Annotated in this window: 11 protein-coding genes and 1 pseudogene; 5 read left to right on the top strand and 7 right to left on the bottom strand. The window is 63.6% G+C overall.

Annotated elements, in window-relative coordinates; genetic code table 11:
• Positions 1-6: 6 nt before the first annotated feature.
• Positions 7-387: pseudogene (locus X733_RS01000000166400) on the bottom strand (nuclear transport factor 2 family protein).
• Between the two features lie 8 nt (positions 388-395).
• Positions 396-1,373: a threonine/serine dehydratase gene (locus X733_RS146220; protein ID WP_023673293.1), complete on the bottom strand. Its 978-nt coding sequence runs from the start codon at positions 1,371-1,373 to the stop codon at positions 396-398.
• A gap of 195 nt (positions 1,374-1,568) precedes the next feature.
• Here X733_RS146220 and X733_RS146225 point away from each other — a divergent pair, with 195 nt between their 5' ends.
• Positions 1,569-3,590 carry a hydantoinase/oxoprolinase family protein gene (locus X733_RS146225; protein WP_023752360.1) on the top strand — a complete coding sequence of 674 codons (2,022 nt, stop codon included), beginning with the start codon at positions 1,569-1,571 and terminating at the stop codon, positions 3,588-3,590.
• A 123-nt stretch (positions 3,591-3,713) separates the two neighbouring features.
• A complete protein-coding gene (locus X733_RS146230) occupies positions 3,714-5,885 on the top strand; it encodes a malate synthase G (RefSeq protein ID WP_023819275.1) in 2,172 nt (723 codons plus the stop codon).
• 205 nt (positions 5,886-6,090) lie between these two features.
• Here X733_RS146230 and X733_RS146235 read toward each other — a convergent pair whose 3' ends face one another.
• Positions 6,091-7,623 (bottom strand): YifB family Mg chelatase-like AAA ATPase, encoded by a 1,533-nt coding sequence (locus X733_RS146235; protein WP_023819274.1) that lies wholly within the window; start codon positions 7,621-7,623, stop codon positions 6,091-6,093.
• Between the two features lie 250 nt (positions 7,624-7,873).
• Complete coding sequence (locus X733_RS146240) at positions 7,874-8,938, bottom strand: glycosyltransferase (protein WP_155924238.1); 1,065 nt, start codon at positions 8,936-8,938, stop codon at positions 7,874-7,876.
• 184 nt (positions 8,939-9,122) lie between these two features.
• Here X733_RS146240 and X733_RS1000000167260 point away from each other — a divergent pair, with 184 nt between their 5' ends.
• On the top strand, positions 9,123-10,196 hold the full coding sequence (locus X733_RS1000000167260) for a glycosyltransferase (RefSeq protein ID WP_023819273.1): 1,074 nt from the start codon (positions 9,123-9,125) through the stop codon (positions 10,194-10,196).
• A 92-nt stretch (positions 10,197-10,288) separates the two neighbouring features.
• Here the strand turns inward: X733_RS1000000167260 and gshB are convergent, their stop codons facing one another.
• The 3 genes from gshB to X733_RS146255 form a co-directional block, all read right to left on the bottom strand.
• A complete protein-coding gene (gene gshB / locus X733_RS146245) occupies positions 10,289-11,242 on the bottom strand; it encodes a glutathione synthase (protein ID WP_023819272.1) in 954 nt (317 codons plus the stop codon).
• Positions 11,243-11,377: 135 nt separating this feature from the next.
• Positions 11,378-11,752, bottom strand: a complete 375-nt coding sequence (locus tag X733_RS146250; RefSeq protein WP_023739808.1) for a GtrA family protein — start codon at positions 11,750-11,752, stop codon at positions 11,378-11,380.
• A gap of 4 nt (positions 11,753-11,756) precedes the next feature.
• Positions 11,757-12,761, bottom strand: coding sequence for a glycosyltransferase (locus tag X733_RS146255; protein ID WP_023710382.1), 1,005 nt, complete (start codon positions 12,759-12,761; stop codon positions 11,757-11,759).
• Between the two features lie 124 nt (positions 12,762-12,885).
• Between X733_RS146255 and X733_RS146260 the strand changes: the two genes are divergently transcribed.
• Both X733_RS146260 and X733_RS146265 read left to right on the top strand, forming a co-directional pair.
• On the top strand, positions 12,886-14,685 hold the full coding sequence (locus X733_RS146260; RefSeq protein WP_023819271.1) for a hypothetical protein: 1,800 nt from the start codon (positions 12,886-12,888) through the stop codon (positions 14,683-14,685).
• A gap of 100 nt (positions 14,686-14,785) precedes the next feature.
• Positions 14,786-16,135, top strand: a complete 1,350-nt coding sequence (locus X733_RS146265) for an EAL domain-containing protein (protein WP_023673185.1) — start codon at positions 14,786-14,788, stop codon at positions 16,133-16,135.
• Positions 16,136-16,270 lie beyond the last annotated feature (135 nt).

The following is a 16,270-nucleotide window of genomic DNA, read 5'->3' as shown; positions in this document are numbered from 1 at the left end:
CGTGTTTCAAGGTATCCGTTCGACCCATTGCGCGCGCGACTGCCCCGGCTCGAACGGATCGCCGAAATACTGGGTCTCGCGAACCACCTAGCCATCGACGAACTCCATGATGCTCACCGTATAGGACGGAATCCCGTCATAGGTCAGGACATATTCGGTGATCCAGAGGTCGCCTGACCCGGTGATCCGCCGCACGGCAAAGCGCTTCCGGTTGGGCTGCGTGGCGCGCGACGACTGGATGTTGTGCCGTCCGCTGATGCGCTCGCCTGATTGCGGATAATCGAGCACCGCGTCCTCGCGATAGATCTGATGCTCCGTCTCCAGATCATTGGCATCGGAGGCAGCCCAATGGCGATCGAGAGCCGCCCTTATCTCAGCGTCTGCCATATCGGTTCTCAGGCCGCGGCCATGATCTCGGCATAGGTGGTGAAATCGACATTGCCGCCTGACAGCACGACGGCGACGCATTTGCCCGACAGTTCGATCTCGCCTGACGAGAGCGCCGCCAGCGCCACGCAGCCGCCGGGTTCGACCACCAGCTTGAGATGGGCCATGGCGTCGCGCACCGCCTGTGCGGCCGCCTTGTCGGAGACGGCGATGGCGCCGGCGAGGTTCTTGCGGTTGATCTCGAAGGTGATGGCACCGGGCTCTGCGGTGAGGATGGCATCGCAGATCGAACTGTGGCCGGGCTCGTTAGAAACCCTTTTTCCCTCGATCAGCGAGCGGCGGGTGTCGTCGAAATGCTCGGGCTCAACGGCCCAGACTGCTGTGGCCGGCGAGGCATCCTTGACGGCGATCGAAATGCCGCTCGTCAGGCCGCCGCCTCCACAGGGAATGACGACCGCATCGAGGCTGACGCCGAGCGCTTTTGCCTGGCGCATCAGTTCGAGACCGATCGTGCCCTGGCCGGCGATGATGGCCGGATCGTCGAAAGGAGGCACCAGCACCATGCCCTTGTCCATGTAGGGTCGCACCACCGTCATGCGGTCGTCGCGAAAGCGGTCGAACGGCACCACTTCGGCGCCCATCTTGCGGACATTGGCGATCTTCATCGCCGGCGCGTCGGCCGGCATGGCAATGACCGCCTTGACGCCGAACATGGCAGCCGCCGCGGCGACGCCCTGAGCATGGTTGCCTGAGGAGAAGGCGACGACGCCGCGGCTGCGCTCTTCTTCGCTCAGCGAAGACAGTTTGTTGTAGGCGCCGCGGAATTTGAACGAGCCGGTGCGCTGCAGCGTCTCCGGCTTGAACAGGATGCGGCCGCCGAAGCGTTTGTTGAGTTCCAGCGATTCGATCAAGGTCGTTTCGGCGATCAGGCCGGAGAGCCGCGCGGCGGCGGCATGGATGTCGGCGATCCCGGGAAGCGTGGTCATGGCGAAGTCCTGAAAGGGATGAGATCGGCGCATGGTGCACGCAAAGGCAGGCCACGCACCAATGAAAAAATGTGACCGTTACAAAGTTTGGCGGGCATGAGCGGCGACGAGGGTCAAACTGGCCCACCTCTCCCGCCTTTATCAGCTGGGCCGTATCGGCTAAGGGCGGGGGAGCAGAATCCCGGACCGCCAGACATGACCGCCAAGCCAAAACCCCTGTTTCTCGGTATCGACACCGGTGGCACCTATACCGATGCCGTGCTGTGGTCGGAACAAGGCGGGCCAAAAGGCAAGGTGCTGGCCAAGGCCAAGGCGCTGACCACGCGGCACGATCTTGCTGTCGGCATTTCCGGCGCGGTCGATGCGGTGCTGGGAAAATCCGCCACCGATCCGGCCGCTATCAAACTCGTGTCGATGTCGACGACGCTCGCCACCAATGCGCTGGTCGAGGGCCAGGGTGGGCGTGTGGCGCTCATCATGATCGGCTTTACCGGGGCCGACCTTGCGCGCGACGGGCTGAAGACGGCGCTCGGCACCGATCCGGTGGTGTTTTGTCCGGGCGGCCATGACGTGCACGGCAATGCGGCCAAGCTCGATCTGTCGGGGCTGGAAGCAGCACTCCCTGAACTCGGCGCCTCGGTGTCGGGCTTTGCCGTCTGCGCCTATTTCGCCACCCGCAACCCGGCGCATGAACTCGCCGCGCGCGACCTCATCCGCGAAAAGACCGGCCTGCCGGTGACCGCCAGCCATGAATTGTCGGCCAAGCTCGGCGGTCCGCGTCGCGCGCTCACCACCTTGCTCAACGCCAGGCTGATCTCGATGATCGACCGGCTGGTGGCGGCAACCGACGGATTTTTGGAAGCCCGCAACATCGCAGCGCCCCTGATGGTGGTGCGCGGAGATGGCGCGCTGGTTTCGGCGGCGTTTGCCCGCCAGCGGCCGATCGAGACCATCCTCTCCGGCCCGGCCGCCAGCCTGGTCGGCGCCCGCCACATGACGGGCCTGGACAACGCCATGGTGTCCGACATTGGCGGCACCACCACCGATGTCGCCGTGCTCGATGGTGGCCGGCCCCGGCTCGACCCCGAAGGCGCCACCGTCGGTGGCTTCCGCACCATGGTCGAGGCGGTCGCCATGCGCACCTTCGGCCTCGGCGGCGATTCCGAAGTGGCGCTGGAAGATGGCGCGCTCAACCCGAAGATCCTGCTCGGGCCGCGCCGCCTGGTGCCACTGGCGCTGGCCGGCATGATGCATGGTGTTTCCGTGACATCGGAGCTCGAGCGCCAGCTCAGGGCGCCCAACCCCGGCCGCATGGACGGCCGCTTTGCGTTGCGCACCGGCGTGCCGGACAGGCTCGCCGCCGGCCTGACCGCGCCCGAGGCGAAACTGTATGAACTGATTGGTGCCGTGCCGCTCGCCATCGACAGGCTGCTCACCTCGAACGCCCAGAACGCCACGCTGAACCGGCTGGTCTCGCGCGGTCTTGTGCATATCTCGGGCTTCACCCCCTCGGACGCCGCCCATGTGCTCGGCAAGCAGGCCAACTGGGACCCGCTTGCGGCCCGGCTCGGCGCCGAACTGTTTGCCCGCAAGCGTGATGGGCGAGGCCAGTACATCGCGCCGTCTCCGGAGGTGATTTCCGAACGCGTGCTGCTGACGCTCACGCGCTGGTCGGCCGAATACATTCTGGAGACAGCCTTTGCCGAGGATGGGCTGGATGGCGCCGCCACCGTCGCGCATGCGCTGGTGCAGCGCGCCGTCGATTCCCATCCCGGCATCGCAAGGCTCAGCGTCGCGCTCGATCGTCCGGTCATTGGCCTCGGCGCCTCGGCGCCGCTGCACTATGCCGGCTTGGCCGAGCTGGTCGGTAATGAGTGCGTGGTGCCGGAGGATACTGATGTCGCCAACGCGCTCGGCGCTGTCGTCGGCCAGGTCCGCGTCTCCGCCGAAGCCCGCGTCAGCCAGCCCAGGGAAGGTTTGTTTCGTTTGGCGTCGGGGCAAACGGTGCGCGACTTCACGGACGAGGCCGAGGCGATCGCGGCAGCGGAGGCTGATGTGCGGGCGATCGTAGCCGCGCGCGCGAAGGATGCCGGCACGGATAATGCCGAGATCGACGTTTCGACCGAGTTCAAGGTGTCTACGGTTGAGGCCCAACGGATGTTTATCGAAGCGCATGTGGTGGCGGTTGCATCGGGTCGGCCGAGGATTGCGGTTTAGGTGATCTCCCCCACGAGGGGAGAGATCAGCAGCTTCAAATTCCCCGCCTTCACCCTAAGCTGAATTGACCCTTCACCCCTGACATGCCAAAGGCCGCAAAGCCTTTCATCTGGAGAAGCCCTGATGACCGATCGCGTCGAGATCGCCGGATTGCGGATTGCCCGCGAACTGCATGACTTTGTCGGCGAAGCGCTGCCGGGTACCGGCATTGCCGCCGACGCCTTCTGGAACGGCTTTTCGGCTATCGTCCATGATCTCGCGCCGAAGAACCGGGCGTTGTTGGCCAAACGCGACGCCATGCAGGAACAGATCGACGCCTGGCACCGCGCCAATGGCGCGCCCATCGATATGGAGGCCTACAAAAGCTTCTTGCGTGAGATCGGCTATCTCGTGCCCGAAGGGCCGGCCTTCTCCGTGACGACCGACAATGTCGACCCCGAGATCGCCAGCGTTGCCGGGCCGCAGCTGGTGGTGCCGGTGATGAATGCGCGTTATGCGATCAACGCCGCCAATGCTCGCTGGGGCTCGCTCTACGATGCGCTCTACGGAACCGACGCCATTGCCGAGACCGGTGGCGCCGAGAAGGGCAAAAGCTTCAACCCCGTGCGCGGCGCCAAGGTGGTTGCCTGGGCGAAGAGTTTTCTGGACGAGTCCGTGCCGCTCACCTCGGGCAAATGGGCCGGCGTGAACGGGCTGACGGTTTCGGGTGGCACCTTGCGGCTCGGCGCTGGCGCCGGCGGCACCACGCTGGCCAACCCGAAACAATTTGCCGGCTATCGCGGCGACGGTGCCAACCCGGAAGCCATCCTGCTGGTCCAGAACGGCCTGCACATCGAGATCCTCATCGACCGCACCAACCAGATCGGCCGCACCGACCCGGCCGGCATTGCCGACGTGATCCTGGAATCGGCGCTGACCACCATCCAGGACTGCGAGGATTCGGTCGCGGCGGTGGATGCCGAGGACAAGGTCATCGTCTACCGCAACTGGCTCGGCCTGATGAAGGGCGATCTGGCGGAGGAAATCAGCAAGGGCGGCAAAACCTTCACGCGCAAGCTCAATCCGGACCGCGCCTGGACCGCGCCCAGTGGTGGCGCGCTGAGCTTGCCTGGCCGCTCGCTGATGCTGGTGCGAAACGTCGGTCACCTCATGACCAATCCGGCCATCCTCGACCGCGATGGCAACGAGGTGCCGGAAGGCATCTTGGATGCGGCGATGACGGCGCTGATCGCGCTGCACGATGTCGGCGCCAACGGGCGTCGGATGAATTCCCGCGCGGGCTCAATGTATGTGGTGAAGCCGAAGATGCATGGGCCGGAGGAAGTCGCCTTCGCAGTCGAGATTTTCGACCGCGTCGAAGCGCTGCTCGGTATGGCGGCAAACACCATCAAGATGGGCATCATGGACGAGGAGCGGCGCACCACCGTCAACCTCAAGGAGGCGATCCGCGCGGCGAAGGAGCGCGTCGTGTTCATCAACACCGGCTTCCTCGACCGCACCGGCGACGAGATCCACACCTCGATGGAAGCCGGGCCGATGATCCGCAAGGGCGACATGAAGCAGGCCGCCTGGATCTCCGCCTATGAGGCGTGGAATGTCGACATCGGGCTCGAATGCGGGCTCGCCGGTCATGCCCAGATCGGCAAGGGCATGTGGGCGATGCCGGATCTGATGGCGGCGATGCTGGAACAGAAGATCGCGCATCCCAAGGCCGGCGCCAACACCGCCTGGGTGCCGTCGCCGACAGCGGCGACGCTGCACGCCACGCACTATCACAAGGTCGATGTCCACGCCGTCCAAGCGGCGCTGAAGAGCCGGCCGAAGGCGAAGCTCGATGATATATTGTCGGTGCCGGTGGCGGTGCGGCCGAACTGGACCCCCGACGAGATCCAGCGCGAGCTCGACAACAATGCGCAAGGCATTCTGGGCTATGTCGTGCGCTGGATCGACCAGGGCGTCGGCTGCTCGAAAGTGCCCGACATCAACGATGTCGGCCTGATGGAAGACCGCGCCACGCTGCGCATCTCCTCGCAGCACATCGCCAACTGGCTGCACCACAAGGTGTGCTCGCAGATCCAGGTGATGGATTCGCTGCGGCGCATGGCAGCGATCGTCGACCTCCAAAATGTCGGCGACCCGCTCTACCGCCCGATGGCCGCCGATTTCGACAATTCCATAGCCTTCCAGGCCGCCTGCGACCTGGTGTTTAGAGGCCGCGAACAGCCGAACGGCTATACGGAGCCGGTGCTGCACGCGCGGAGGCTGGAGCTGAAGGCGAAAGAGCGGGCGAATTAGCGCCTGCGTTTCCCTCCCCCTCGAGGGGAGGGTGGCCCGAAGGGCCGGGTGGGGTCCTGCGTGAAGTGCGGCGACTCCCTTCGGACGACACTACAAGCAATGTCATTGCAGAGGCCCCTTCTCGGCTCGGCTCCAAAAAGATCGACCATTCTTCGGCGACCCCCACCCTGCCGCTTCGGGGCCACCTTCCCCTCAAGGAGGAGCGTTACGCCGCCTGCGCTACCCGCTCCGACATCATGCGGTAGGAAATCGCCTCGGCCAGGTGAATTCGGCCGACGGTTTCGCTGGCGTCGAGGTCAGCCAGTGTGCGCGCCACTTTGAGCACGCGGTGATAGGCGCGCGCGGAAAAGCCGAGTTTCTCGCTGGCGTCTTTCAGCAGCGACAGGCCGGCGGCATCCGGCATCGCGATGTCCTCGATAACAGAAGGCGAGCAATGCGCGTTGGTGGTCGCGCTGGTCACGCCGAGCCGCTCGAACCGTTCGCGCTGGATGGTGCGGGCGCGCGCGACGCGCTGCGCAACGGCGGCACTTTTCTCCGCCCGATCCGGCCGGATCAGATCGGCGGCCGAAACCGCAGGCACCTCGATCCTGAGATCGATGCGGTCGAGCAGCGGGCCGGAAATGCGCGCCTGGTAGTCGGTGCGGCAGCGCTCACCGCGCAGGCAGCGATAGCCGGGCTCGCCGGCCATGCCGCAACGGCACGGGTTCATCGCCGCCACCAGCTGGATGCGCGCTGGATAGGTGACGCGGTGGTTGGCGCGCGCGATCATGCAGTCGCCGGTCTCCAGTGGCTGGCGCAGCGCATCCAAGGTCTGCGGCGTGAATTCGGGAAACTCGTCGAGGAACAGCACGCCGTTATGGGCAAGCGATACTTCGCCCGGCCGCGCCCTGATGCCGCCGCCGACCATTGCCGCCATCGAAGCCGAATGGTGCGGGGCGCGGAACGGCCGCCGGTCGGTGAGCTTGCCTTCGCCGAGCTCGCCGGCCACCGAGGCGATCATCGAGACTTCAAGAAGTTCCTTGGGCGCCAGTGGCGGCAGAATTGAAGGCAGCCTCTGCGCCAGCATCGATTTTCCCGAGCCGGGAGGCCCGACCATCAACAGATTGTGGCCGCCGGCCGCCGCCACTTCCAGCGCCCGCTTGGCGCTTTCCTGGCCCTTGATGTCTGAAAGGTCGGGCAGGTCGCGGGCCGAGACATGGATGCCGGGCTCGGGCCGCGACAGCACCTGCGTGCCGCGAAAATGATTGGCGATGGCAATCAGGCTGCGCGGCGCCAATATGTCGAAATCCTTGCCCGCCCAGGCCGCTTCCGGCCCGCAGCCGAACGGGCAGATCAGGCCCTTTCCCTCGGCATTGGCGCCGATCGCCGCCGGCAGCGCGCCGGCGACCGTGGCAATGGTGCCGTCGAGCGACAATTCTCCGAGCACGACATAGGAGGCCAGCATGTCGCCCGGAATGGCGCCGAGTGCAGCCATCAGGCCGAGCGCGATCGGCAGGTCGTAATGGCTCCCTTCCTTGGGAAGATCGGCAGGCGCCAGGTTGACCGTCACCTTCTTCGACGGCATCGACAGCCCCGACGCATGCAGTGCCGCCTGCACGCGCTCGCGGCTTTCGGCCACCGCCTTGTCGGCCAGCCCGACGATCTGCATGCCGACCTTGCCCGGCGCGATCATCACCTGGACATCGACCGGTACGGCCTCGATGCCCTGGAAAGCAACCGTGCGAACCCGCGCCACCATCTTGCTCTGCCCCCGGATATCGGCTCGCCTCGGCCTTGTGGTTCAGACCGCGAGCGACGTCAGGACAAGACAACCATAGATTTCAGGCCAAGGCAAGAACATTACAGGAACATGCATTCGTGGTGGCTGCAGCGCGCTGTGCCGGTTGCAAAAAAGGAAGATGGTCAAGCAAAATGGAACGGCTGCTCCGCCTCCTCGACCGCGTTTAACAAGGGCGACTAGGCCCTTCGGCGATCTGAGGGTGTTGCTTCTAAGCGGTGATGAAGGCATCGACCGAACCTGAAAGCGATCGATCGATCGCGACCTGCGGTGGAAGCCACTCCATGACAGGATATCTGAAAGGCCAAGGCAGGGCGATCCGGCGCGAAGAGCCGCTCTCCAGAAAAATCTCGTTTACAAGGTCTATGAACCGCCCGCGGTCTCGTTCGATTCGTTTCAAAGTTTGCGAACGAATGTAATCCCGGGGAATTCGTCGCTCCTTCAGCGCTAAGACAGCCTCCGCGATGGATCGAGGATCGGGTGGAACTGTGAGCGAATAGTCGTCATCCAGATAAAGGTCTCGGCCGCCATGGTTCGGCGTCGTGACCACTGGAAGGCCCGCGAGAAGATATTCCGTGCTGGCGAACATTGGTCCTTCCAGGTGAGAGAGACAGATTCCCACGGCTGCACGATTTAGATGCGTGTTCACCTGAGCCGGTGCCAATCGGACAGGCTTGCCGGTGCCGTCAAACTCGTTGATAAAGACGTGATGCGGCGCGAGCTCCCTATGCCGATTTATTCGCGCTCTTTCCGACTCCGTCGTGGAGGATCCGCTTGAATCTCGATAGAAGACAAATGCGCAACGCTGGATGCCAAGCGACAAGTCATGGCGCTTCCACGGAGCCAGCTGCGCATTGTAGATTGCATCAAATTCTACAGGGACGTCATCGAGAGGCCTGAATATGTGTTCGGAGGTTGTTGACGTCTTGTTGTGCAGGACGGCGGCCTCGCCGGACTGATTCAACAGATCAGCCTCGGCCTGAGTGTTGGATAGGAAGATTAGCGAGTGACGGGGGTTCTTGAGTCTATGCAGAACGGCATAGGTCCGGATGGTTTTGACGCTAGCACTGTTTTCGATGGACCAGGTTGGCGAGATGAGAAACCAGGCGCGGTGGCCGCGTGGAAGGAAAGGCATATGACTTGCTAATCCGAGCGGCGTACCGGACATTCCCGAATAGGATATGAACGGATCGTCAGACAGCAAACTGGCCTGAAGAGCAGGTTGCGACTTCGCGGAAGGGTGCCCCTTTCTGACTTTGTGGCCATGACGCAGCATGGCTCTGACAATCTCGAATTTGGTAGGAGGGCGATACCCGTGCTGTAGGGTCAACATGCGGCAATTGCGATCTTGAGTGCGGGGCAAAACTCGCTTCGACAGAGAGAAATTTGGCAAAGAAACATCGCCAGTTGATCGACGGAATATCTCAGGCGATCAAATCTGGTGTACGGAGAAGCGCCTCTTGAAAGAAAACATCGTCCCAAGCGGGGCTGGTTCTCACATCGCGCTACCAACCGTATCCGTTTGCGTAGGCTGTTTCAATCAAGAGGCATTCATCGACACTGCGATCCGATCCGTAGCGGCGCAGACATACACTGCGTTCGAGTGCGTGGTGGTCGATGATTTTTCGACCGACGCTTCCCGCCGAAGGATTGAAGAGTGTCTGTCTCAGCTTGGCGACAGTCGTTTCCGCCTTCTGCCCCGACTGCAAAATGGCGGGCAGTTGGCAACAATGATGACCGGGCTTGACGCGACGGCCGGACCCCTGATCTCCTTTCTTGACGGTGACGATGCTTGGCACCCTGACTTCATAGAATGCCATGTGAGAGCGCATCTCAGCCACACCCGTATCGCGGCGATGTCGAGCTCCGATGAGGTGGTGATAGATACGGCCGGCAAACTGCTTGCGGGCGGTCATCCCGTATTCCACCTGAACGACCCGCGATCGATGCCGAAAATGAGCGGCTACCTGCATGTCGACACCGAAGCTGACCCGACATTATTATTTATTGATCGGGGCACCGTGGGTTGGTTTTGGTCAACCACATCGGGGATGATGTTTCGTCGAGCTCCGCTTGAAATCATGCGTCCATCCGATCCGGACGAAATAAAGATATGTGCCGATGGTTATATGGCTCGTGCCGCCCATATGATCGGCGGAACCGTGAGGATTGGGCGGGCTCTTGGCAGTTATCGGCTTCACGGCGGCAATGGCTGGGCGGACGGGCGCATCCTGGGTACCGGAGTTGGCCTCGGCAGGATGTCGCCTGATACTGAAATAGCGATACGGCGGGCACTGGCCAATCGTTGGTGCGAAGTGGCGCCGGGACTGGAGCATTTAATCTCCCGCCACTCAATGCGTAGGACCTTGGTCGACCTGATCGGACTGTCTGCGGCTTTTGCATTGCTGGAAAAGAACGCCGATGCGGGTTTTCTGCTGAAAGACTGGGCAACACCACAGCTAAAATTGCAGACCAGACTTATCGGTCTCCTTCCTCCGAAACTGAGGCCTCGGCGCTTCCGGGACATAGTTTGATCTGATGAGCCGCTTGCTCGGCAGTCTTACCCGATAAAGAGCATCTTTCGATGCTTCTCTGGACCCACCAAAGTCCTCCGTAGCAACGCACACTACGCGGTCGAATTCCGCCGCTTTTCCTCCACCGCGTCCCAGAACAGGCTGGCGATATCCGCGCCACCAAAGCGCTGCACTTCGCGCACGCCGGTTGGCGAGGTCACGTTGATCTCGGTCATGTAGTCGCCGATCACGTCGATGCCGACCAGGATGAAGCCGCGCTCTTTCAGCGATGGGCCGATGCGGGCGCAGATTTCGCGTTCGCGTTGCGTCAGCTCGGTCTTTTCGGCGCGGCCGCCGACATGCATGTTGGAGCGCGAATCGTGCTCGGACGGAATGCGGTTGATGGCGCCGGCGGCCTCCCCGTCGATCAGGATGATGCGCTTGTCGCCCTTGCGCACATCCTTCAGATAGCGCTGCACGATGTACGGCTCGCGCGACAGCTGGGCGAACATTTCGAGCAGCGAGGCGAGGTTGCGGTCGTCCTCCTTGAGATGGAAGATGCCGGCGCCGCCATTGCCGTAGAGCGGCTTGACGATGATGTCGCCGAATTCCTTGCGGAAGGCCGCGACCTCCTGGGGATCCTTGGTGATCAGCGTTTCGGGCATCAGATCGGGGAATTCGGTGACGAAGATCTTTTCCGGGCTGTTGCGCACCCAGGCCGGGTCGTTGACGACCAATGTCTTCGGGTGAATGCGCTCCAGAATATGCGTCGTGGTGATGTAGTTCATGTCGAAGGGTGGATCCTGGCGCAGCAGGATCACATCCATCTCCGACAGGTCGGTGCGCACCTTGTCGCCCAGCGAAAAATGATTGCCCTTCTCGTCGCGGAGCTTCATCTCCTCGATGCGGGCAAACACCTTGCCGCCCAGCATCGACAGCCGGTCCGGCGTATAGTGGAACAATTGGTGCCCGCGCCGCTGCGCCTCCAGCGACAGCGCAAACGACGTGTCGCCGGCGATCGAGACGGTGGAGACATGGTCCATCTGGACGGCGATCTTCAGGGTCATCTTCTGGTCTCCAGCGGGTCGAGCAAGTCCAGGAAAAGTGCGTAGCGGTTTTCCGTCCGGAATTGCGGCAAGGCAAGTCGCCGATATACGGAACTTGGCGGCTTCTGCCAATCGCGCTTGCTTGGCCCAGACCCCCTAACGGTCGAAGACCAGCCGGGAGTAACCGAGGAACGACAGCGCCATCGCTACCAGCGAGGCGATCGCAAGTGCCGCCAGCGGCGGCATTGCCGGCAGCGCGAACAGGATGGCGCAGTAGACGAGATAGTTGACGATGCTGGTGGCGATGCCGACGCCGCCATAGCGTGCGCCCTCCTGCGCCACGCCGCGGCTCGACGGCGAAAAGGTCAGGTGCCGGTTGATCTGCCAGGTGACGCACAGCGCAAAGCCGATCGACAGGACACGGGCGACGAAGGGACCGAGCGGCGTCACCGCCAAGAGCAGCCAGAGCGCCGCGGCATCGGCGACGAAACCAACGCCGCCGGCCAGGACGAAGCGGACGAGCCGGCTCACGGCCTCAGGCGGCCCGGGGCGTCTTGCCCGGTTCGGCCTTCGGGATTTCACCAGTGCGTTCGCGCCGTTCGACCCGGCCTGACGGCACCGAGAGATAAAAAATGCGCTTCTGCTCGGCGCGTCCGCGCGATACCGAATCGAGGATCAATCCGGTCACCATCGCAAGCATCGAGAGCAGCAGCAGGCCGACCGACAGCACCCAGGTCGGCATGCGCGGCACGAGGCCGGTCTGGGCGAATTCGATCAGCACCGGCGTCATCAGGGCAAGGCTCGACGCCAGGAAGAAAATCGCGAAGGCGCCGAAGAAGCGCAGCGGCTGCGTTTCCTTCATCAGCATGGCGAACATCCACAGGATCCTGGCGCCGTCGCGATAGGTCGACAGCTTCGACGACGATCCCTCAGGCCGGCGGCCATAATCGAGCGCGATCTCGCTCACCGGCAGTTTGAGCTGCGAGGCATGCACCGACATTTCGGTCTCGATCTCGAAGCCGCCGGAAACCGCGGGAAAGCTCTTGACGAAACGCCTCGAGAAGACGCGGTAGCCGGAGAAGATGTCGGTGAAGTCGGCGCCGAACAGCCGCTTGTAGAGGCTGTTGAAGATGCGGTTGCCGAAGGCATGGCCGGAACGGCCGGCATCGTCGGTGACGCCGCGCCTGGTGCCAACCACCATGTCGCAGCGCTCGGTCTGCAGGATGTTGATCAGCAGCGAGGCATCTTCCGGCGCATAGGTGCCGTCGCCATCGGCCATCAGATAGATGTCCGCATCGATGTCGGCGAACATGCGCCGCACGACATTGCCCTTGCCCTGGCGCGGCTCGCGGACGACGATGGCGCCCGCTGCGCGCGCCTTGAGCGCGGTCAAATCCCTGGAATTGTTGTCATAGACATAGATCTCGGCCGATGGCAGCGTCTCGCGAAAGCGCCGCACCACCTCGGCGATGGTCAGTTCCTCATTGTAGCAAGGCAGGAGCACGGCAATGGCCGGCTCATGGCGGACTTCGTGCGGCATTTCCGTCTCCCGACACCCGGCGGAGCCTCCGGCCGCGCTCATATGCGGCCTCGCTCAGGCGACTTTACTATTTATTGAAGCTGTTAAGGCTAGGTTTAAGGCCGCAGTCTTTCCGACGAAGGTCATGATGATGAACGCAGCCAAGGCGGGTGCTTCCTCCTGGAAGTCCGATATGACGCTGGCGCTGCTTGCCATGCTGGTGGTGCTGGCTGTCAATGCCGCCACGGGCTTTCGCGAATTGAGCAATGCCGGCGGCGACAATGACAGCCTGCTGCGGCTGGTCGAGGTTCGCGACATGCTGGCCGGCCAGGGCTGGTTCGACCTGCATCAGTACAGGATGGGGCCGGAAGGCGGTTTCGTCATGCACTGGTCGCGGCTGGTCGACGCACCGCTCGCCGTCATCATCCTCGCCGCCTCGGCGCTGACCGGCAGCATGGCCATGGCCGAAGCGATCGCACAGGTGCTGTGGCCGTCGCTGCTGTTCTGCCTGGCGGTGTTTTTTACAGCCCGTGCGGCACGCAGCTTCGCCGGCGTCGGCGCCGTGCTGCCCGCTATCGTCATCGGCGCGGCGGCGCTGCATTTCATCGGCATTTTCTTGCCGGGTGCGCTCGATCATCACAATGTCCAGCTGACGCTGACCATGGCCAGCCTCAGCCTGCTGCTCGAGGCGCCGGCGCGTCGCTGGGCGGCGCTGATTTCCGGGCTGTGTGCGGCCCTGACGCTGGCCGTCGGCATGGAAACCGCGCCCTATGTCGCCACCATCGGCGCCTGCATCGCTTTGCTGTTCGTCGTCGATCCCGGCGGCGAACGCCGGATCGCCAGGGATTTCGGTCTCGGCTTTGCCGGGGTTTCAGCCCTCGTCTTCGTCACCACCATCCCGCCATCGGCCATGGGCCAGCCGCAGTGCGATGCCTTCTCGGCTGTGCAGTTCGTGGTGGCGGCAATCGCCGGACTGGGGCTTGCCGCCGTGACGTCGCTCACGGTGTCCAATGGCACGGCCAGCCGCCGCCTGATCTCGCTTAGCCTGCTCGCGCTTGGGCTGGGCGCCGTCATCGTGGCGCTGTTTCCGCAATGCCTTGCGGCTCCCTACGCAAACCTCGATCCGCGCCTCAAGGAATTGTGGCTCGATCACATCGACGAGGCGCAGTCGCTGTTCAGTATTGCCGTCAATGAGCCGGCGTCGCTGGCGGCGCGCTATGTCACGCCGCTGGTGGCGATCGCGCTGATGGCGCTTCGCCTGCGCGGACCATGGCGCCGCCAGGACAGCCTCGTCGGCGCCTTGCTGGTCGGCGCCTTCATCGTCAGCGCCTGGCAGGTCCGCGGCTCGACATTCTCGATCGCCTTTGCCGTCATCCCGCTGTCGGCCTGGATCGCAAGCTGGCGCGAACGGGCGAGGATCAGCCCTGCGCGCAGCGTATCGCTGCGCATGGCGGCGGTCTGGCTGGTGTCGGTGAATGCCGTCTGGGCCGGCGCTGCCGCCGCGACGTCGAGCGTATTCGAGGCCAGCAAGGTCTCGGTCGAGGCACAGGACACCGACAGCGATCCGTCCTGCGAGCGCAAGGCCTCCTTCGCGGCGTTGGCCCGGCTGCCGGACACCACGGTGCTTGCCATTTCCAATCTCGGCTCGCCCATCCTTGCCTATTCCGGGCACCGCGTCTTTGCCGGCCCCTATCATCGCAACATCGCCGGCGACCTGCTTGCGCTCGATGCCTTCCTCGGATCGGCGGACCAGGCGAGGATGATCGCGGCGGCTCACCACGTCGGCCTGATGGCGCTCTGCCGCGGCAGCGCCGAAAGCAAGATGCTTGCCGCCAAGGCGCCGCAAGGCTTCCTGGCCAGGCTGATGCAGGGAAGCGTCCCCGATTGGCTCGAACCGGTGGCCGAAACGCGCGGAACCCCGGTCGAACTCTACCGCGTCCGCTAAAGCATCATTCGCCAGCGAAAAATCGATTTCGCGATACGCTTCCTAAACGCTTTGCTGCCAGTCTCAGCCTAAATTTCGGGCGTCACAAACAGGGATACCGATGCAAACGACGTTTGGCACCGGGCAGGCAAGCAGGGAAAACTCGGATCTGGCGTTCACCGATGCGCTGACCGGGCTTGGCAACCATCGCCGCTTCTTCGACAAGGTCGATCGCCTGATCAGCGACCGTGCAGACGATCCCGCGCCGTTCACGGTCGGCATTCTCGACCTCGACGGCTTCAAGCCGATCAACGATCTGTTCGGCCACAAGGCCGGCGACGACATATTGATCCAGGTGGCAATGCGGCTGCGCGCTTCGATGGACAGCCACTCCACCGTTTGCCGCATCGGCGCCGACGAATTCGCCTTCCTGTATCCGATGGTGTTCTCGGAGGAAGCGGCGGCCGAGAAGTCGCGCATGATGATCGAAATCCTGTCGGCGCCCTACGATGTCGGCGAACGCACCGCCAGGCTTTCGGCCTCGGTCGGCTGCTCGCTCTTTTATTCCGGCGACGAAACCACGGAAATCCTCGTCAACAAGGCCGAAACGGCGCTCTACCACGCCAAGCGTTCGGGCCGTGGCCGGGTCGTCGTCTACACCCGCGAAATGGAAGAGGCGGCCAAGCGCGTCACCCGCATCGAACAGGCGCTGCGCCGCGCCGTCTCGGCCGGTGAGGTCGAGCCGCATTTCCAGCCCATCGTCGATCTGACCACCCGCCGCACCATCGGCTTCGAGACGCTGGCGCGCTGGACCGATCGCGACCTCGGCGTCGTCCCGCCGACCGTGTTCATCCCCATCGCCGAAGAGCGCGGCATCATCGGCCCGCTGTCGCAGCTGGTGCTGCGCAAGGCGGCCGAAGCGGCGCGCAGCTGGCCGAAGGACCTGTTCCTGTCCTTCAACCTGTCGCCCTCGCAGCTCGTCGACCAGAACACTGGCCTGCACATATTGTCGATCCTCGACCGCACCGGCTTCGATCCGCGACGGCTGGAGATCGAGATCACCGAAACCGGCCTGATGAACGATCCGGCCTCGGCCGAGAAGATCGTCGAGGACCTGCGTCGCGTCGGCATCCGCGTCTCGCTCGACGATTTCGGCACCGGCCAGTCCTCGCTCGGCCGCTTGCGCGAATTCCATTTCGACAAGCTCAAGATCGACCGCGCCTTCGTCTCCTCGATCCTCGACGACCGACCGTCGGAACACATCATCCGCGCCATTCTGGCCATGTGTGAAGGGCTCGGCATGGATGTCGTCGCCGAAGGCATCGAGGAGGAGGCGCAGGCCGACCGCCTCGTCCAGTTCGGCTGCGCCGGCGGCCAGGGCTATCTCTTCGGCAAACCGGTCGACGCCGACGCCACGCTCGGCTACCTCCGCGATTCCTATCGCGGCGCCCTCTACGCCAAGGCAGTCTGACCGGCGGTCTGGCCTGCGTCGAGCAAGTCAGCGGCGCGAGCCAGATCGACTGTGCGCGCCATCTTGCGGCCTTTTGTCTGACATAAGCCAATCAAATCGCCGTTTTCGCCCTTGCTCCCCGGACTTGGCTGGATA

Origin of the sequence: Mesorhizobium sp. L2C066B000, assembly GCF_000502335.1 — a bacterium.
Lineage (GTDB): Bacteria > Pseudomonadota > Alphaproteobacteria > Rhizobiales > Rhizobiaceae > Mesorhizobium.
The sequence above is the reverse complement of the archived record's forward strand: the minus strand, read 5'-3'. Positions and strand labels throughout refer to the sequence as shown.